At 39.8% G+C, this 19,639-nt stretch carries 14 protein-coding genes and 1 pseudogene; 11 read left to right on the top strand and 4 right to left on the bottom strand.

What is annotated here, in order from left to right; genetic code table 11:
* Positions 1–23 precede the first annotated feature (23 nt).
* The 6 genes and pseudogenes from P0G38_RS13535 (at position 24) to P0G38_RS13510 (ending at position 9,487) form a co-directional block, all read left to right on the top strand.
* Positions 24–1,517 (top strand): helix-turn-helix domain-containing protein, encoded by a 1,494-nt coding sequence (locus P0G38_RS13535; protein WP_086294614.1) that lies wholly within the window; start codon positions 24–26, stop codon positions 1,515–1,517.
* 485 nt (positions 1,518–2,002) lie between these two features.
* Positions 2,003–2,383 carry a DUF7006 family protein gene (locus tag P0G38_RS13530; protein ID WP_275852015.1) on the top strand — a complete coding sequence of 127 codons (381 nt, stop codon included), beginning with the start codon at positions 2,003–2,005 and terminating at the stop codon, positions 2,381–2,383.
* A gap of 197 nt (positions 2,384–2,580) precedes the next feature.
* Positions 2,581–3,174, top strand: a pseudogene (locus P0G38_RS13525) (HD domain-containing protein).
* A 53-nt stretch (positions 3,175–3,227) separates the two neighbouring features.
* Positions 3,228–3,629 carry a hypothetical protein gene (locus P0G38_RS13520; RefSeq protein WP_275852012.1) on the top strand — a complete coding sequence of 134 codons (402 nt, stop codon included), beginning with the start codon at positions 3,228–3,230 and terminating at the stop codon, positions 3,627–3,629.
* A gap of 100 nt (positions 3,630–3,729) precedes the next feature.
* The gene (locus tag P0G38_RS13515) at positions 3,730–4,086 is read left to right on the top strand and encodes a RidA family protein (RefSeq protein WP_015509114.1); all 357 of its coding nucleotides are present in this window, start codon (positions 3,730–3,732) and stop codon (positions 4,084–4,086) included.
* A 529-nt stretch (positions 4,087–4,615) separates the two neighbouring features.
* The gene (locus P0G38_RS13510; RefSeq protein WP_275852007.1) at positions 4,616–9,487 is read left to right on the top strand and encodes a mucin-binding protein; all 4,872 of its coding nucleotides are present in this window, start codon (positions 4,616–4,618) and stop codon (positions 9,485–9,487) included.
* A gap of 217 nt (positions 9,488–9,704) precedes the next feature.
* On the opposite strand, the gene P0G38_RS13505 is transcribed toward P0G38_RS13510, so the two are convergent.
* The 3 genes from P0G38_RS13505 to P0G38_RS13495 all read right to left on the bottom strand — a co-directional run bounded on the left by P0G38_RS13505 (position 9,705) and on the right by P0G38_RS13495 (position 10,754).
* Positions 9,705–10,055, bottom strand: coding sequence for a DUF2178 domain-containing protein (locus P0G38_RS13505; RefSeq protein WP_275852004.1), 351 nt, complete (start codon positions 10,053–10,055; stop codon positions 9,705–9,707).
* Positions 10,045–10,284 carry a helix-turn-helix transcriptional regulator gene (locus P0G38_RS13500; RefSeq protein WP_015509117.1) on the bottom strand — a complete coding sequence of 80 codons (240 nt, stop codon included), beginning with the start codon at positions 10,282–10,284 and terminating at the stop codon, positions 10,045–10,047. The genes P0G38_RS13505 and P0G38_RS13500 overlap by 11 nt, the downstream gene beginning before the upstream one ends.
* A 149-nt stretch (positions 10,285–10,433) precedes the next feature.
* The gene (locus P0G38_RS13495; RefSeq protein ID WP_086294617.1) at positions 10,434–10,754 is read right to left on the bottom strand and encodes a DMT family transporter; all 321 of its coding nucleotides are present in this window, start codon (positions 10,752–10,754) and stop codon (positions 10,434–10,436) included.
* A gap of 393 nt (positions 10,755–11,147) precedes the next feature.
* On the opposite strand from P0G38_RS13495, the gene P0G38_RS13490 reads away from it, so the two are divergent.
* The gene (locus P0G38_RS13490; RefSeq protein ID WP_275851999.1) at positions 11,148–12,443 is read left to right on the top strand and encodes an ISL3-like element ISEfa11 family transposase; all 1,296 of its coding nucleotides are present in this window, start codon (positions 11,148–11,150) and stop codon (positions 12,441–12,443) included.
* An 83-nt stretch (positions 12,444–12,526) separates the two neighbouring features.
* On the opposite strand, the gene P0G38_RS13485 is transcribed toward P0G38_RS13490, so the two are convergent.
* Complete coding sequence (locus P0G38_RS13485; RefSeq protein WP_275851996.1) at positions 12,527–14,461, bottom strand: BglG family transcription antiterminator; 1,935 nt, start codon at positions 14,459–14,461, stop codon at positions 12,527–12,529.
* 247 nt (positions 14,462–14,708) lie between these two features.
* Here P0G38_RS13485 and P0G38_RS13480 point away from each other — a divergent pair, with 247 nt between their 5' ends.
* The 4 genes from P0G38_RS13480 to mngB all read left to right on the top strand — a co-directional run bounded on the left by P0G38_RS13480 (position 14,709) and on the right by mngB (position 19,548).
* Entirely contained in the window at positions 14,709–15,170 is a 462-nt protein-coding gene (locus P0G38_RS13480; protein ID WP_086294620.1) for a PTS sugar transporter subunit IIA, read from the top strand.
* Positions 15,167–15,490 carry a PTS fructose transporter subunit IIB gene (locus tag P0G38_RS13475; RefSeq protein WP_005237427.1) on the top strand — a complete coding sequence of 108 codons (324 nt, stop codon included), beginning with the start codon at positions 15,167–15,169 and terminating at the stop codon, positions 15,488–15,490. The genes P0G38_RS13480 and P0G38_RS13475 overlap by 4 nt, the downstream gene beginning before the upstream one ends.
* An 18-nt stretch (positions 15,491–15,508) precedes the next feature.
* Positions 15,509–16,609 carry a PTS fructose transporter subunit IIC gene (locus P0G38_RS13470; protein WP_015509121.1) on the top strand — a complete coding sequence of 367 codons (1,101 nt, stop codon included), beginning with the start codon at positions 15,509–15,511 and terminating at the stop codon, positions 16,607–16,609.
* 263 nt (positions 16,610–16,872) lie between these two features.
* On the top strand, positions 16,873–19,548 hold the full coding sequence (mngB, locus tag P0G38_RS13465) for a mannosylglycerate hydrolase (RefSeq protein WP_275851983.1): 2,676 nt from the start codon (positions 16,873–16,875) through the stop codon (positions 19,546–19,548).
* Positions 19,549–19,639 lie beyond the last annotated feature (91 nt).

Genomic DNA, 19,639 nt, shown 5'->3' with positions numbered 1-19,639 from the left:
AAATAAAGTTAAGAGGTATTATTATGTATAAATTTCTTTTAACTAAATTAGACCAAGATGTTTATGAATTGTTTGCGCATTTTTTTGAGCAGGCGGTGGAGCGTGAAAAACTAAATGACCTTGCTGAAAAGACTAACTTATCAAAACGAAGAATCGTCTTAGTTTTTGAGCGAGCACTCGATTTGCAAAAGGCGTATCCTTATTTTGAGATTGCGTTGCATGAAGGTAGAGAGATGACGCTTTATTTTGCGCCGAATTTTCTTTTGTCTAAGCTTTATTCGGTCATGCTAGCAGAAAGCATGCCATTTCAAATTTTAGACAGACTCTTCAGTGATAAATATGTGTCGCTGGAAGAAACCGCCCAACAACATTATGTCAGCAATCGCACGGTTCAAAGAAAACTAAAGGAAGTAGAAACGATTCTTGAAAATTATCACATTCGATTGAACCTAAAAAGAAAACCGCTTTTTGTGGGCGAAGAATACCGCATTCGGCATTTTTTCCACATCATGTATTGGCAGATCTATGATGCAACGAACGCGCGTTATAGTGGATTGACGAAACAAAGTGTCAGTACATTGAAGAAAAAGTTGACAAGTTATCCCAGTTTTTATCGCGGGATTGATCAGGAGAAATTTGTGCAATTGCTGGCATTGAGTATTTATCGTTTTAAAAGAGGCTTTCCTGTAAAAGAGATTCCTCAAGAGATGAGGGAGATGAGGCATCTGACGATTTCCTTTGAAGAATTTAAAGAAGAGCTGATCAAGCCATTGCTAAGAAACAATTTGATTCTAAATGGGCTTCCAGAAACAGAATTTCTCTTCTTGTATTATATGTTTTCTGTCATGACGACGTACTTACCTGAAGAGATTCCTAGTCAGCTAACAATTGGGGCTTATTTTTCTCCTCAAGCCATCGCTGCAGCAAGGCTATTTGCGGAAAACGCTCAGAAAGTTTTTCTCGTTTCTGAAAGCAATATTGATTATTTGTTGGTCAATGCCTTGAATATTCATTCGGTTTCGCTTCTTTTTGCATCGAAAAATAAGATCGATGCCTTTGGAAAAAGCACCACGGACAAAGATTATCGCCGTGTCTTTCCTAAGATTTTTCCGCTTGTTCAGGAGATGTACCAATCGTTAGCGCAACAATCACCAATTTTTGCAACCATGTATGAAGCGAACAATCGCTTGCTTTTTCAATATAGTATGCTTCTTTCTCTGGTAGCGAAAATTGATCGTTCTACGGTTCGTATTTTTCACGAATCAAAATTCGGAAAAATCCAAGAAATCAGACAAAAGGAACGATTGAAACGCTGGTTCGGTTACACACTTTCATTTGTTTCCGAAAATCCCGATTTTGTCGTGACAGATTACCCCGTCAATCGGCAAGCTTTTATTGACCAAAACCCCAACGTCCAATTTTTTAAATGGAATAGTTTTCCAACGGGGGATCGCTGGCTTGAACTGATTGAAGCAGTTGAAAAGTTCCAGAATGAGTTTAGTCAAAAACATACGTAAAACTGTGAATTTCACAGTATGAAAAAAAGGGGGATTCTCAAAACCAGAGAATCCTCCCTTTTTATAGTGGGAAGCGAAAAGTTTTGCACAGCGTTTCTCAGATTTCCTATGTAGTTTGTCAATCGCTCAATCGGCTCTTGGGCTTGTTTACTTTTATGAAACTAAAATTGATACGATCCAACCCGAAGGTATCTAACAGGACTTTATTTGCTTCTAACAAACAAATGATTGGCGTCTCCTTTCCTAAAAAACATGTAATAATGCAGGCATAAAGATCTCGGTCAACAGAAACGTTTTACGAAAAAGCGAAGGGAAAAAAAAGTGTTCGAATCCTCTATTTAACGTAATGCTAGTGATTTCAGCCTAAAGGTCGATTTCCTTTCAATATTTCCATAGAGTACGCATCGACGTATTCGTTACAACGATAAACATATAAACAGGATTTTACATAAGATTCACCAATCAATAGAACAGGAGGGCTAAAGATGGAGTCAGCATTTAAGATCCATTCAATGGAAGAATATTTAAACTTCTACATGGAAGAAACGGAGCGGCTTTTTTTCAAGGAAGAGTTTCCAGAACTCAAAGAAAAGATTCTTGCCAATTGCTTCGAAATCAAACGAGCGATCCAAGAAATCAATCACGAGAACTTTTTTGAACAGTATGCGAGAATCAATACATTAGAAGCAGAGATTTTGATTATTTTGGAATGCAGTGAATTGCGGGGGAGTGACAATGTGGTCCCTTTTGCTGAAGCAGAAATTTTGCAAGTGGCGAAACAAGATAGCAAAACCTATTTTAAAGAAAGATGTGGACGGACATTGATCGCGCCTACGCCCCATTCATTGCATTTTTCCGTGGAGTAGTTTAAGTATCAACAAAGATCATTCGTGAGAAAAAAGTGTTGTAGGAAGTTTGAAGGGAGACTCCATTAAGGTTTGTGCAGGAGTAATTGTTTTACCAAAAGAAAAGGCTGCAGTCTTTTTATGCAACTTTGGAGGCACTGTGGAAAAAAGCTGTACCTTTGATATAAATTCATTTAACAAATAAGTGGAGGTCACAAATGAATGCAATAGAAAAAAGGATCCAGTTTATTGTCGAAGCTGACAAGCTTAAATCCATCCTTAGACAATCGACACTAATCTATGATAGAAACCAACGAGAAAATGATGCAGAGCACACCTGGCATTTGACATTATGTGCACTATTGCTTGCAGAACATGTCGCAACCGAAGGGCAAGTGGATTTGTTGCGAGTACTCAAAATGTTAATTATTCATGACATGGTAGAAATCGAAGCAGGTGATACCTATTGTTATGATGAAGCTGGGTACCTGGATAAAGTACAGCGAGAACGGGAAGCAGCTACAAGTTTATTTTCTACATTACCGAGTGAACAATATGATGAATTTATGGCTTTGTGAGAAGAGTTTGAGGAAATGGCAACCGTAGAAGCAAAATATGCATCGGCTATCGATAGGTTACAGCCTGTCTTGCAGATATACTACTTTGACGGGAATACCTGGATAGAAAATAACATTGATGTTGAACGCGAATTAAAACGAAACGAGGTCATCAAAGAAATTATGCCAGAAGTTTGGGACTATGTTAGAAAACTTATAGATGATGCCGTAAATAAAGGCTGGCTGAAGCAATAAAGAAAAAATCAATAAGCTGTTAAATATGAGCCAAAGTAGAAGAGCATCATAAAATGAACACTAAATGTACTAGAAGAGAAGGAATGGGTATGAGTATCGGGGAAGCAGGGTATATTTTTACAAAGTATTTTATCGTAACAGTGTCTATTCTTACATCAATATATGGGGGCTATTGGGTATACTATGCCTTTGTCCAAACGAAAGATGAACAAGAAAAAGCGCTTGTTTGCTACACGGCAGCAAAAGCATTCGGTGTCACTGCCCTATTGTTTTTCCTCTATTATCTTTTACAGCTGATCGTAAAAGCCGCAAATGTAAAGCAGCTGACAAGGCTTTGGCAGATTCTTCATTTTGGAAGTCGTGATGAGTTTTCTGTAGGAATGGCTCTTTCCATCATGATGGTAGTCCTAGGAGTTTTTCTTTTGGTTGAAAAACGAAACATTCATTTGCGGTAATCATTGAATTTCCTGTGTTTTGGCAAAACATAGGCATAGAAGTTTTTTTTATAAAAGTAGTGAAAAAAATGGCTCAAACGCAAAAGGAGTAAAGAAGAAAATGATAAAACGTTACGATATTAATGAGGAATGGGCGCTTTCGGGCGTGATCGAAGCAGGAAATTTTGTTTTTGTTGGCTATTGCGTGGGAAATATTGGCGAGCCGATCGAAAAGCAGATTGTAGGAGCACTGAAGCAATTAGAAGAGCGATTAAAATTGGTGGATTTGGCACTAGCAGATGTGGTAAAGATGGATGTACTTTTCAAAAATATTTTTGATATTCCGATTATGGAAAAGATTTTAAAAGAAACCTTCCATGGGAAATTTCCTGTTAGAAAATCGATTCAGACAGAATTTGCTCATTCTGGCGAGGTGGGGATTCTTTTTCAAATTGATGCGATAGCTTTTAAGGGATAGTGCGATAAAGAGAGCATTTTAGAAAAACGGAACGTTTCTTTATGGTTACCTATCGGCAAAAGTAATGGTAAGCCAGTGTTTTCTTGAATAACGGTGTTGCTTACGCTTCATTGATTAAAAAGCAGACAAAGCAAAAGGGGGCTGAGGAATCAGTCCTCTTTTTTTAATCTAACACATCTTTTTTAGAATCACAGAACTCCCATCAGTGTGGTAAGTTATTGAGAAGAAAGAGTTAAAAATAGAGTGTAGTCTGACAATAACGTGTTATTTATTGTATTTTGTATACACTTTTAGCGATCGCCCCCTTCATATTCCTTTATTTTCTTTTTATAAAATAGGACTTTTTTTGTATTTTTCAAGCCGTTTATTGTCGTGTCCTGATCCGAGAACCATGTAATAATGCAGGCATAAGGAATGAGAACAACGAACGTATTACATAGAAGTAAGAAGTAGTTGTCAACGGGCAGCTTTTTTGCATTGGGGAGAGTATCGCTGCGCTTATTCACTTAAATTGAAAGAGGGAACAGTAATGAAAAAATCAGCGAAGCAAGAACTATTGTCGCGTCTTCTTGTTAGTTCGTCAGTGTTTATTTTGGGAAGCCCAATTGTCACACAAGCAGTTGTTAGCATCCCTGCTGCGGCCGAAACAATCAGCACTTCAGAGATAGAGGAAGCAACACTGAGTACGAGTGAGAATCTTTCTGAACAGCAAGTTTCCGAACCAGCAGTAACGGAGGAAACGACCACTTCTGAAACGGGTGGCAAAGAAAAAGCAGTTGAACAAGAAACAGTCGAGACAACTCAAGTAGAAGAAACGGAACCTGATCAGCGAACAGAACAGTCTGCAGAAAATGCCAGTACAGAAGAAGACACAGAAAATAGTATGGCGGTTGATGAGAGTCAGGAAGTAAAGTCTGCGCTAGCAGAGAATATATTGTGGACGGGCATGTGGGGGACTGCGCCAGCAACCTTAGATATTGAAGGGGTTTTGACTGTAGGAGCAGGTACATTGACAACTGCGGTGGATCAAGTGATTCCATTAACGGAAGAACTTAAAAATATGGTCATAAAAAAAGTTGTTCTCACAGCGCCAGTCATTTTGCCAGCCGATGTGGCAGGTTTGTTTGAGAGTTACTCCCACTACGGCACCGTGCCCTCTCAATTGAATGAGATTGTGGGACTGACTTATCTTGATACGAGTCAAGCAACCACGATGAATAGTATGTTTTATGGTTATAGCGGATCTACATTAGATTTATCGAATTTTGATAGCACCGGTGTCATAAATTCTTTAGGTGCCGGGATGAACCAGTTTTTAGCAAATGTACGCTATCTAAGAGAATTAAAATTAGGACCAAAATTCAGTTTTGTTGGGTGGAATAATTGGCCAGGCAATTCCTATCCGGTGAACTTGGTTGACCCGAGTGGGATGTACGGATTCCATTCAAGTTATTATACCGGTTACTGGCAAAATGTAGGGATAGGTACCGTAGATGCGCCATATGGTGAACACATATTGAAGTCAGAGGAACTAGTGTTGACCTATGATGGCGCGACGATGGCTGATACCTATGTATGGCAGCCTTGGTTTATTGAAGCCGCACCAGTTACGGTCAATTACTTAGATGAAGATGGTAATGAATTATTGCCGCCTAATGTACTGACTGGCGGAAATATTGGCGATACAGTTGAAGTTGTTCCTGAAGATATTCCTCACTATATATTGAAGGAAGTCCACGGTGATGAGAAGGTTGTCTTTAGTAATGTTCCGCAAACGGTCACGTATATCTATAGTCCTAAAATAGAAAGCAATGAGGAAAGAAAAATTGTCGCACGAATCATTCACTATTTGCATGAAGACGGTACGGAAGTTGCTCCAGATCACGTAGATACAGTTGAATTTACTCGAGAAGTGACAACGAATCTAGCCACTGGCGAAGAAACATTCGGTGAATGGCAAGCAAGAGATGATGATACAACCTTTGACTTAGTCAAGAGTCCAGAGATAGCCAACTACTTTACAGATAGGGAATTTATCGATGAAGTCATGGACGTAAAGGCCGATTCAGAAGATATTGAAGAATTTGTCATGTACTCGCCAAAGATGGTGGAATCTACGGAAACCAAAGAAGTCAAGAGAATGATTCATTATGTGTATGAAGACGGCAAAGAAGCAGCCCCAGACAATGTAGACACAGTCACCTTTACACGAACAGTGACAACGAATGAAGCAACAGGTGACAAAACTTTTGGTCAATGGCAAACTAAAGATGATGATACGACGTTTGATGAAGTGTTAAGTCCAGCAATTGACAAATACAATGCAGACCAAAAAACGGTTGAGAAAGTCATTGAGTTGACTGCAGAATCAGAAGATCTTGAACTAACTGTCACTTATTCGCCAAACATGATCGAATCTACGGAAACCAAAGAAGTGAACCAAACGATCCATTATGTTTATGAGGACGGTAAAGAAGCCGCACCAGACAAAGTCGACACGGTCACCTTTACACGCACAGTGACAACGAATGAAGCAACAGGTGACAAAACTTTTGGAGAATGGCAAGCCAAAGATGATGATACGACATTTGACGAAGTGAAAAGCCCTGAAATCAAGAACTATCACGCAGACAAAACAAGCATAGATGAAGTCAAAGGTTTGACAGCCGACACCAAAGACCGCGAATTGACCGTTACTTACTCGCCAAATATGACTGAGTCAACAGAAACTAAAGAGGTCAAGCAAACGATCCATTATGTGTATGAAGATGGCAAAGAAGCCGCCCCAGACAAAGTAGACACGGTCACGTTCACACGCACAGTGACAACGAATGAAGCAACAGGAAAAAATACCTATGGTCAATGGCAAGCCAAAGATGATGACACGACGTTTGATGAAGTGTCAAGTCCTGAAATCAAGAACTATCACGCAGACAAAACAAGCATTGATAAAGTCACAGGTTTGACAGCAGAGGACAAAAATCGTGAATTGACCGTCACTTACTTACCAAACATGATCGAATCTAGAGAAACTAAAGAGGTCAAGCAAACGATCCATTATGTTTATGAAGACGGCAAAGAAGCCGCCCCAGACAAACTAGACACGGTCACCTTTACACGGACAGTGACAACGAATGAAGCAACAGGGGAAAATACCTATGGAGAATGGCAAGCCAAAGATGATGATACGACGTTTGATGAAGTACAAAGTCCTGAAATTGACAAATACAATGCAGACCAAAAAACGGTTGATAAAGTCATTGAGTTGACTGCAGAATCAGAAGATCGCGAAGTGACTGTCACTTATTCGCCAAACATGATCGAATCTACGGAAATCAAAGAGGTCAAGCAAACGATCCATTATGTGTACGAAGACGGCAAAGAAGCCGCCCCAGACAAAGTAGACATGGTCACTTTTACACGCACAGTAACAACGAATGAAGCAACAGGTGACAAAACTTTTGGAGAATGGCAAGCCAAAGATGATGATACAACGTTTGACGAAGTGCAAAGTCCTGAAATCAAGAACTATCACGCAGACAAAACAAGCATTGATAAAGTCACAGCTTTAACGGCAGAGGACAAAAATCGTGAAGTGACTGTCACTTATTCGCCAAACATGATCGAATCTACGGAAACCAAAGAAGTCAAACAAACGATCCGTTATGTTTATGAGGACGGTAAACAAGCCGCACCAGACAAAGTCGACACGGTCACCTTTACACGCACAGTAACAACCAATGAAGCAACAGGGAAAAATACCTATGGAGAATGGCAAGCCAAAGATGATGATACAACGTTTGACGAAGTGCAAAGTCCTGAAATCAAGAACTATCACGCAGACAAAACAAGCATTGGGGAAGTCACAGGTTTGACAGCAGAGGATAAGAATCGTGAATCGACTGTTACCTACTCACCAAATATGACTAAGTCAACAGAAACCAAAGAAATCAAGCAAACGATTCATTATATGTATGAAGACGGCAAAAAAGCCGCACCAGACAAAGTCGACACGGTCACCTTCACACGCACAGTGACAACGAATGAAGCAACAGGTGACAAAACTTTTGGAGAATGGCAAGCCAAAGATGATGACACGACGTTTGATGAAGTGAAAAGTCCTGAGATCGAAAACTACGCACCAGATAAAGCAAGTGTGGAGGAGGTTTTAGGGGTAAATGAAGCTGATAAAGATTCTGAAATCACTGTCACCTATGCAGTCAAAACGGAAACAAAAATGGAAACAAAGACAGTCAAACAAGTCGTCCATTATAATTATGAAAATGGTGAATCAGCAGTAGAAGATCATACTGATGAAGTAATCTTCACGCGGACAATTACCACAAATCTTGCGACTAATCAAACAACTTACAGTGAGTGGCAAGCCAAAGATGATGATACAACGTTTGATGAAGTGCAAAGTCCTGAAATCAAGAACTATCATGCAGACAAAACAAGCATTGAGGAAGTCACAGGTTTGACAGCCGACGCCAAAGACCACGAAGTAACTGTCACTTATTCGCCAAATATGACTGAGTCTACAGAAACCAAAGAAGTGAAACAAACGATCCATTATGTTTATGAGGACGGCAAAGAAGCCGCACCACACAAAGTAGACACGATCACTTTTACACGCACAGTGACAACGAATGAAGCAACAGGTGATAAAACTTTTGGTCAATGGCAAGCCAAAGATGATGACAGGACGTTTGATGAAGTGAAGAGTCCAACAATTGACAAATATACTGCAGATCAAAAAACAGTTGAGAAAGTCACAGGTTTGACTGCAGAGGACAAAAATCGTGAAGTGACTGTTACTTATTCGCCAAATATGACTGAGTCTACAGAAACCAAAGAAGTGAACCAAACGATCCATTATGTTTACGAGGACGGCAAAGAAGCCGCGCCAGATAAAGTAGACACGGTCACTTTCACACGCACAGTCATTACCAATGAAGCAACAGGGAAAAATACCTATGGAGAATGGCAAGCGAAAAACAATGATACGACCTTTGATGCGGTGAAAAGCAAGAATATTGATGGCTACACGGCAGATGTTACGACGGTCAAAGAACAAACAGGATTGACTGTGGAAGATGAAGATAGGGAACTGACTGTGACGTATATAAAAAATCCAACCGATCCAACCAATCCGACAGATCCATCAAAAGAGCCAGGTAACACACCAAATAATCAGACAAAACCAGAAGCTACGACACCGTCTACTGATAAGAAACCAACGGCTAAAGTACCAGAAACAACAAAAACAGCAACTAGTGGAAAAATTCTTCCGAAAACAGGTGAACAAGCAACACCGTACGGTTTGTATGGAGGAGTGGCATTGGTTGTCGCATCACTATTAGGTCTCTTTATGAAACGCTCAAAAAGAAAGAGTGAGTAAATCATAATAAGAAGGATCAAAGAAACGGTTGAAGAAGCTTTGATCGAGTGTTGCTTATACTGAATTAGAGGTAGGAAACTGCAAACAATTTTCGAATGTGACGATTGTTTACAGTTTTTCTGCTTTACTTCTGTGAATAAAAAGTGAGTGATCTATGAACAGGTACTGATCACAGAAAAAAACTCGGTTCCCATCTTAAAGGGACCGAGTTTGTTTTTTATAAAAATTGTTTTCTATACTGATAAACCAAACTCAGCCCACTCACTATAAAAGCCAGAGCATACTTGTAAAGGAAAAACTGATTCCACATGTAATCTTTTGGAAAGAGAATGTCTAAAAAGACGATCGTTAGCAGCATCGCATTCACGGAGATGTAATAAATTTTTTGCGAATGTTCATCTTCTTTGCCAATTTTTTTAGTGTAAACATAAACCAAAGCAATGCCAAAAATCAGTAAAAGCATACCGATACCTAGCAATAGGTTCCAGTTGGCATTAGAATATTCTGCCCAATTTTTCAGACGGTAAAATAATGCGCTGGGAATATCTGAAAGTGATTTAATGACCATATTTCCTCTCTCCTTCTGTATAAGTAAATAAATCTGTGATGTCCACTTGAAAAACGTTCGCTAGACGATAGGCTAATAAAAGCGTTGGCGTATAGTTGCCTTTTTCCATGACAAAAATCGTTTGTTTTGAAACACCTACTTTGTCCGCAAGTTCTTGCTGAGTAAGCCTAGCTAACACCCGATATTCATATACTTTATTAGCAATAGAGTCGCCAAAATCTTCCTTCAAACGATCACCTCCCAAAACCATTGTAAACCATAGTTATATAAAAGTAAAGTTTAATTATACTAAAGCTAACTATATTTATACTGGAATTGAATGAATTGCCATAAAATAGCCGCCAGAAGTGAAGTGACGGCTGTTTTTTTTAGATATCATCAATGTCCGCTGGTAAACTTGATGCCCAAAATCCCGACTATTAATAAAGCAACGAACACCCAAGTCAGAAGGGATAGTTGGTCTTTGAAGAACACGACCCCCACAATAATCGATCCCACCGCGCCGATCCCTGTCCAAACGGGGTAAGCAATACTTAATGGTAAGTTTTTTACCGCTAAAGCCAGGAAGCCAAAGCTGAAAATCATTCCGAGTAGTGTAGAGACACTATACCAAAAGTGGGTAAATCCATTACTTAGCTTCATAGTCGAAGCCCATACCACTTCAAAAAAACCGCCTAAAAATAAATACATCCATGTCATATACTTTTTCCTCCTCAAAAAAAATAAGCATCCAGTAAACTCTTCAAGGACCTAATGAGTTTACCAAACACTTCTACACCCGGTGGTGGTTTGGATATTCAATTAATGTAACAATAATAAAATCTTAGCTGAAAAGGGAGGGATTGTCAAACTCTCCCTTTTCAGCTAAGATTTTCATTTACTAACCATTGCTTGCATGCATTTCACAATAGTTAGAATCAGCAAAAGGAGCTGGCTTTCCCAGCTCCTTTTATAATGGCTCTATAATTTATGGGACTGATGAATCAGAATTGATTCTTCAGCCCCATTTTCATTTTAGGTATTAAAAAACATATCGTTCTCTAGTATGATTAAATCACCACAAAATAAACAACTGAGAGGACGATATGCTATATGAATGATTCTATCAAAAAAATGCTGAGAATAATAGAGAAAGATTTGATGATTACAGAGGTCTCTTACGAGACCCTTCAGAAGAAAAAGACGTTGGTCGTCGATGCTGTTCTCTCGCCTACTCCTCGTGCTTGTAGAAGTTGTGGTTCTACTGTGGTAGATGGAAACGGGAAAGCAATTATAGTGAAAAATGGGAAGAAGGAAACGATTGTCCGTTTTGAACAATACAATCATATGCCTTTGATTATGCGCCTAAAAAAGCAGCGCTATACCTGTAAAAACTGTCGCACCCATTGGACTGCTCAAAGTTATTTTGTCCAACCCAGACATTCAATCGCAAATCATGTTAGATATAAAATTGCTTCTTTACTGACTGAAAAAGTATCTTTATCTTTTATTGCGAAAAGCTGTCAGGTATCTTTGACCACCGTTATTCGTACATTGAAAGAGTTTAAAAGCTATTTACCAAAGCAATCTAAGAAGATTCTCCCAAGAGTATTGATGGTTGATGAATTTCGTTCGCATGCTTCCATAGAAGATAAAATGAGCTTTATTTGCGCAGATGGCGAAACAGGAAAACTAATAGATGTTTTGCCTACGCGTAAATTACCCCGATTAACAAGTTATTTTTTAGGTTGTACCAATCCGGAAGAAGTAGAATTCTTGGTGACAGACATGAACGCCGCCTACTTCCAGCTCACCAAACGTGTTCTGCCAAATGCGAAAGTAGTGATTGATCGGTTTCATATTGTCAAACACATGAATCAAGCGTTCAATGAGTTGCGTATCCGTGAAATGAATGAACTTCGTAAAGCCGGACAGAAAAGCCAGGCAGAAAAACTGAAAAAGAACTGGCGCTTTTTGCTAAAAAATCGTGCAAACATCAACCATTATGAATACAAAACATGGAAAAGTTTCCGAGCACCAAAATACCCATTTCTTACTGAAGCAATGATGATTGATCGATTGCTTGAGTTTTCTCCGCCCCTAAAGGAGGCGTATCCCTTTTTTCATGAATTAGTTGAAGCCTTTCGAGACAAAGACCCTGACTTATTTTTCTCCTTATTGGCAGAACTTCCCGAAACGTTAGATGACAGCTTTCGGGAAAAGCTTCAAAACCTTCTTACTCATGAAGAAGGCATCACCAACGCAATGATCTATCCTTATTCCAATGGAAAAATAGAAGCGAAGAATACCCACATAAAGACAATGAAACGAGTATCCTACGGATTTAAATCATTCGAGAACATGAGAATTAGAATCTTTTTGATCAATCAATTAATCAATGTAAGATAACAAAAAATCTGAGCCAGAATGTGGTTCATTCTGACCCAGATTTGATTTTGCACAACTCATCAGTCCTTATTGACAAAGAGCCTTTATAATTGCTTTATACAGCTCAAAAAGTGGTGATAGTCACTTTTTTGCAGGATTGCTTGTTGAATATCTTCACGATCCATCAACTCTAATAAAAGACTATAGATTTCTTCGGTATCTTCATATTCGTCTTTTTGAATCGCAAAGAGAAAGACGAATTTAACCAAATCACCATTTCCCCAATCAACGCCATCAGGAATGATCGCCACTGAAACGGCTGAGCGTTTTGCCATCAATGTCATGGGGTGGGGGATAGCAAGCCACTCGTTAATATTGGTCTGATTGATTGCTTCTCGTTTTTTCACACTGTCATAAAAATCTTGGGGCACAAAATCTTTTTGGTACAATTGCTGCGCCATTTTTTTTAGTAAGGTTTCTTTATCTACATGATTTTCATGAAGAAAAAATGCTTTATGAAACAATGAATAGATGCCGTCTTTTGTTTCGCTGAGCGTTTCAATGAACGGTTCGATTTTGTCAATTTCTTTATCTAGCTTGGCCATGTTGATATAAATAGAAGGAACCGAGAACTGTTCTAATGGAACGGTTGTGATCACAAAATCAATCGAAGAAAGATCACATTGTTGTAGCTCGACGTAAGAAAAGCGATCAACGACTTCGATCGTTTCTTGATAGTGCTTGATAATTTTTGCTTCAATAATACGGCTCATGGCTCGACCAGTTCCGCAAACAAGGATGACGCGATGTTTATGATGATTTCTGATAGAACTCCTTTCCATAGCACCTGCGATGTGCAAAGCAATGTAGCCGATCTCATCAGGAGAAAAATAAAAACCGTGTTTCAGGCTTACCGTTTCTAAATGAGTCAAACATAAATCATAAGCCTGTGGAAAAGATTTTCTGATCGTTGCCAGCAATGGATTGCTACGGCGTGCATCCATTAGATTCATGTTGATAAAGCCCTCAATATGAGATGTCAAATCTTCTATTAGCATCTTGTCTGTCTCTAACGCATAGTTTGACGTCTGTTTGATCGCAGTTAATAATTCTTCCACAATGGCTTTCGCAGTTTTCGTGGAAGACTCGCTTGCATCGCCTGTTTCAACTAAACGTGGTGCATTCATCGCAAGATAGTAAATGAAGTATTGTTTTTCTCCAGCAGTCAATTGTATATCAAATGCATGATCGATTTCTTCTAAGAAGTGACCAACAACTTTCTGGGCGTCTTCTTTGAGCGCGGGCACGTGCAAGGGAAATTCGTTGATCTGATGGCCAGCTATAAAGCGACTGATTGCTAAAGCAAAATGAGAAAGAATGTTTTTATGATAGTAGTCAGAGTCTAACAAGTCTAAGGGCGCCAGATGATTTAATGACAATTCTTGCAAGCGGGTCAGATCAATCGTATCAAACAACTCAAGTTCCATTTCCGTAAAGCCCACCAAATACTCTTGGAGATCTTTTTCAATCAACAGATCACTGATTGCTAGTCGTTTGGCGAATTCGTTACCCAAGATTTCAAAGCCAATATTTGGACGATTTACTATTTTTAATTGATAGGTCGCTAAATTGTCTCGAGCCGTTTTTAAGTATGAGTAAAAGGTGTTTTTACTAATAAATAATCGATCAAGAAAATCATCTAAGGATAAAGGGTTTTCATTCTTAAATAAAAGGAAAAGTAGATAGGCTTGTCGTTCTTCACTCGTAGTTAGAAAGGACTCGGTAGTCGACATACTTTCAGTCCACCAGTCATGAAATCGTTCTTTTGAACCAATAGACAACAAATAGCCTTGCCCTCGAATCAACTTGATGGAGGCACCCACATTTGTTAACAAATCATTCAAATTTGCAATGTCGGTCCGAACCGTTCGCTCAGAAATCGAGAAGCTTTTCGTTAACTCCTTCATTGGTAGCGGCGCCGTTTGTCTAGTTAATACTTCCATTAGTTCATCTAATCGTTGATAAGCAAGTTTTGACACTTGTTTCACCTCCGTGCTCTTTCTCATCATACAATAGAAAGAATAAGAATGAAATGCTTCACCAGTACCGAAAATTTCCAGAAGAGTTGGCAATCATTTTGGAAAACGCTTTACTAATGATTGCCACTTGAATTGGAAATTTGTTGTGTTTACATCGTGAATTAGAAACCGTAAATTAAACGTGTACAGAAAATAAACCACACGAATTACGCTAATGGTTTCATAATAAAGGAAAGGAGCAGATGAGATGGATTTTCAGGAAAAAAATATTCTCTTGAATGTGGCTGTTACATCAAAAGAAGAACTGTTTCACGTAATTGCGCATCATGCCTATGAATCAGGGATCGTTACCAATGCAGCAGATACATGTGCGGCATTCATTGAACGGGAAGCACAATATTCAACCGGCTTACAAGAAGGCTTTGCTATTCCACATGCAAAAGCTGAACCGGTTTTGGAACCGACCGTTTTGTTTATTCGTTTAGAGCAAGCCATCGAATGGGAAACCTTCGATGATTCGGCAGTCAAAAATGTGTTTGCTTTGATGGTTCCTAAAAAAGATGAAGGAACGGTGCATCTGCAAATGTTGAGTCGCCTAGCAACCGCATTGCTTGAAGAGACATTCATCCAGCAGATTCAACAATCAGAAGACAAAGCTTATTTAGCAGAATTGATCAAAAAGGAAATGATGGGAGAGAAAATTGTATGAAAATAGTAGGAATTTCCGCCTGTCCAGCTGGATTGGCACATACACCGATGGCGGCAAAAGCTTTAGAAAAAGCTGGTGCGAAACTTGGCTATGAGGTCAAGATCGAACAGCAAGGCTCATTAGGGCAAGTCAATGAGATCACTGCAGCCGAAGCAAAAGAAGCAGATTTCTTGCTTTTAGCGACTGACCAAAAAGTTGTTGGGATGGAACGGTTTGAAGGAAAACCACAAATTCGAGTAAATATCAATACGTGTATCAAAGCACCGGAAGCGGTGCTGAAGAAATGTGTAGCTGCTGTTGAACAAAGAAACGCAAACTAAAGGAAAGAGGCAAGGATGATGAAAAGAGTTCTAGCAGATTTAAAAGGCCACTTGATGAGTGGAATTAGTTTTGTACTGCCATTGATTATTGGTGCTTCACTGGTTGTTGCCATTCCGAAAATGATTGCTCTTGGTATGGGGATCACAAGCTTAGATCCTTATGCTGACACGGAAGGCTTTAAACATGCGCTTTATTTGATTGAACAAGTAGGGTGGACAGGAATCGGCTTGATCAATACTGTCTTGGCTGGTTTTATCGCGTATTCTGTTGGAGATAAGGCTGCGCTAGGTGCCGGCTTTATCGGTGGTGCAGTCGCTTCTAGCACCAATGCTGGGTTTTTAGGGGCAGTTATTGCTGGGTTCTTAGCAGGATACTTAGTGAAGTGGGCGAAAGAACATATCAAATTACCGGAGTCGTTTGCTGGGGTGATGCCGCTGGTAATTTTACCCTTGATTGCTACATTGTCTGTAGCAATCGTCATGGGCGCCTTACTCTCTGAGCCATTGGCGTGGATCAATACTAGTTTGGTTGAATGGATCCGAACCATGATTGAAAATGACGTTAACAAAATTTTACTGGCAGTCATCATGGGGGCAATGATTGGCTCTGACTTAGGGGGACCTGTAAACAAAGCTGCTTGGATGGCAGGAAATGTGTTACTAGCGGAAGGAGTCTATTTACCAGCCATCATCGTGAACGTTGCGATTTGTGCGGTACCATTTGGATATGCCTTAGCAACTTTGTTCCACAAAAATCGATTCAACAAAGAGCTACTGGATGCTGGGCGTAATAACTTTATTATGGGGTTCATCGGAATCACAGAAGGAGCAATTCCTTTTACATTAGTCAATCCATTACGGCTTGTGCCGATCAACATGTTGGGAGGTGCAATTGCTTCTGGTTTGGGGATCGCATTAGGAATGTATGACAAAATGCCACCAGTTGGGGGAATCTACGGCTTCTTCACTGTTGGAAACGGTTGGGCGTATTTGATTGGACTATTTGCAGGAGCAGCCTTCATCGGTTTTGTTGCGCCTTTATTCGTGAATTTCAATAAGCAAGAAGAACAAACAGAAGATATTGCCCTCGATGATATTGAAGTGAGCTTTGAAAATTAAGCAACAAGGCTGATTAGCTAAATAGTAGCAAAAGAAAAGGCACGAGCAGGTGATTTTTCAAGAACGCTTTAAGGTATTTGACAAGGACAAGACTTGGGGAAGAAAACAAGAGTATTTGAAGAGAAACGATTTTCAAAATTCGAAGCATTTATGTAAGGATCAAATGATGCGTACCAGATGGTAAAAAAATTGAGAAAAATTAATAGGCACGAACGACACCCATCGTTACGTGCCTTTTTTAATCACGGGAGAGGAATGATTGAATGAAAAAAACAGTACATGTCGTACCCCACAGTCATTGGGATCGCGAATGGTATTTTACGACGAGTCGCTCGAAAATCTATTTGATGCACGATCTAAAAAACGTCATTGAACAACTAGAAAAGGATGATCCTTATGAAAGTTTCATTTTAGATGGACAGGCTTCTCTGTTAGATGATTACTTGAAATGGCGCCCACAGGACAAAGAAAGGATTCAACAACTTGTCCAACAAGGAAAATTGATCATTGGCCCATGGTACACACAAACCGATCAATTAGTGATCTCGGGAGAAAGCATTGTTCGAAATATGTTATATGGCATGAAAATTTGTGAAGCATTCGGAACCTACATGAATGTCGGCTATGTGCCAGATTCTTTCGGACAAGCAGCTAGTATGCCACAAATCTATCGTGAGTTTGGTATCACTGACACGATGTTTTGGCGCGGTGTCAGTGATGACGATGTTAAACACACAGAGTACAAATGGCGTGGAGAAGATGGTTCTGTGGTCAATGTTTACCAGATCCCAAGTGGGTACTACATTGGCGGTGCCATTCCTGAACGAGAAGCAGAATTAGCAGAGTTCTTACATCAAGAACCGTTTAAAACGACTTGGGGACGCAGTGCAACGGATCAAGTGTATTTTCCAAATGGTTTCGACCAAGCACCAGTTAGAGAAAATCTTCCAGAATTGGTTGATCGAATGAATCAACTGTATCAGGATGAGTATGAGTTACAATTTTCAACGATCGAAAAATACATTGCTGCGGTCAAAGCACGCCATCCTGAGTTGGAAGAAATCGCTGGTGAACTGATCAACGGCAAATTGATGCGAATTCACAAAACGATTTTTTCTTCACGTCCTGATTTGAAGGCGATGAACACTCAGATCCAACATTACTTAGTCAATGTCATGGAGCCTATCTTAACTATGGCTATGCAATTAGGATTTGAGTACCCCGTAGAAACAGTCATAGAGATTTGGAAGTTAATGTTTGAAAATGCGGCGCATGATTCGATTGGTTCTTGTGTTTCTGATACGACAAACGAAGATATCTATATGCGCTATAAGCAAGCGCGAGATATTTCTATGAATATTGTCGAATTGATGTTACGACAGATTTCTATTGCAATCAACAACCCACAAGCAAAAGAAATTACTTTTACGCTTTTCAATACCTATGACACAAAACGTAATGGGGTGATCGAAGCAGAGGTTTATTTGCCGCAAAAAGAATTTGCGATCCTTGACCAGTCAGGTCAGGCGTTACCTTATACGATTTTAGAGCTTACCGACCAAACGGAGTATGTGTTGAATCAGGGGAACATATTAGATCCAGTCAAGGAGATCTATTTGCCGGAGAAAGTCTATAAAGCAAAGATTGCCATAGAAACGACTGACGTGCCGAGTATGGGGTATACCCAGCTGACAATTGATTTAAAAGGTGATACAAGCGCACCATTGCAGGAGATTACAACCAATACGATCGAAAATGAGTACTATCAGATCACTGTCAATAGCAATGGCTCGTTGGATATTCTAGATAAAACCAATCAGGTGCTTTATCAAAATCAAGGGATCATTGAAGAAAATGGCGACGATGGTGATTCATTCAATTATTCACCACCTGTGAAAGATTTTGTGATTTCATCAATTGATGCGCAACCAACGATCTCGATTCAGCAATCAGCAATCTACCAAAAGATTGATGTGGCATTCACGCTGAGGGTTCCGAAGGATTTAGCTGAACGTGCAGAAAAGAAGGTCTCGGCTTCACTGCCGATCCAATTGACGATCGTGTTGAAAAAACAATCGCAACAAATTGATTTCAACTTAACGGTTGAAAACCAACAAGTGGATAGTCATCGGGTATGTGTGCTATTTGATACCGGAATTGCCTCGAAATTTTCGCTGGCTGACCAACAGTTTGGTACGTTGCAGCGCCCCGTTGTGTTTGAAAAAGAAATGGCTCTTTGGGAAGCTAATAAAGAGCAATGGAATGAGCAGCCGATCGCCATAGAAACTTGTCAATCGTTTGTCGGTTTATTCGATGCATCCCATGGCGTATCAGTCATGCCCAAGGGTGTACGTGAATATGAGATCGTGGGGAAAGCGTTTGACACGATTCGCTTAACGATTTTCCGAACCTATGGCTTCATGGGGAAAGAGAATCTACTGTATCGACCAGGGCGTGCTTCAGGAGAATCAGTGATTGCAACACCAGCTGCGCAGTGCCACAAAAAGATGCATTTTGATTTCTCTGTTGCTTACTTTGCTAAAGGATTTGATCAAGCAAATGTTGCACAGCGTGCCAAACAAGCAGTAACACCGATCACTCTTTATCAATCCGCAGAATTCCTGAATTCCCGCTTGATATTTACTTTAGGACCGGTTGAACCAACCTTACCGGCAAACTTTAGTCTTTTTGAGATCAATGGCAATTTGACCCTGAGTGTATTGAAAAAAGCCGAAGATCGTCCAGGTTATATTTTTCGCCTATACAATGGGCTTTTAGATGGGGGAGGACACGCGACGATCACATTCAACCATCCAGTGAACGTAGTAGAAACAGTCGATTTAAAAGAAGCTACAAAAGAAGCACTTGTTGTGGAAAAGAATGTAGTCACTCTTGAAAAAATAGACCATGCAAAATTTGTGACATTGTATGTGGAGTAATCACTACTGAGAAAAAGTCACGCGAAGCGGCGAGTCCGCTTGTGCCATAGAAAAGTGAAAAAGGTTCGTAAGTCTTATCAAAGTATTTACG

Source organism: Enterococcus casseliflavus (genome assembly GCF_029215545.1).
Lineage (GTDB): Bacteria > Bacillota > Bacilli > Lactobacillales > Enterococcaceae > Enterococcus_D > Enterococcus_D casseliflavus.
This window is presented reverse-complemented; position numbering and strand designations above follow the sequence as displayed.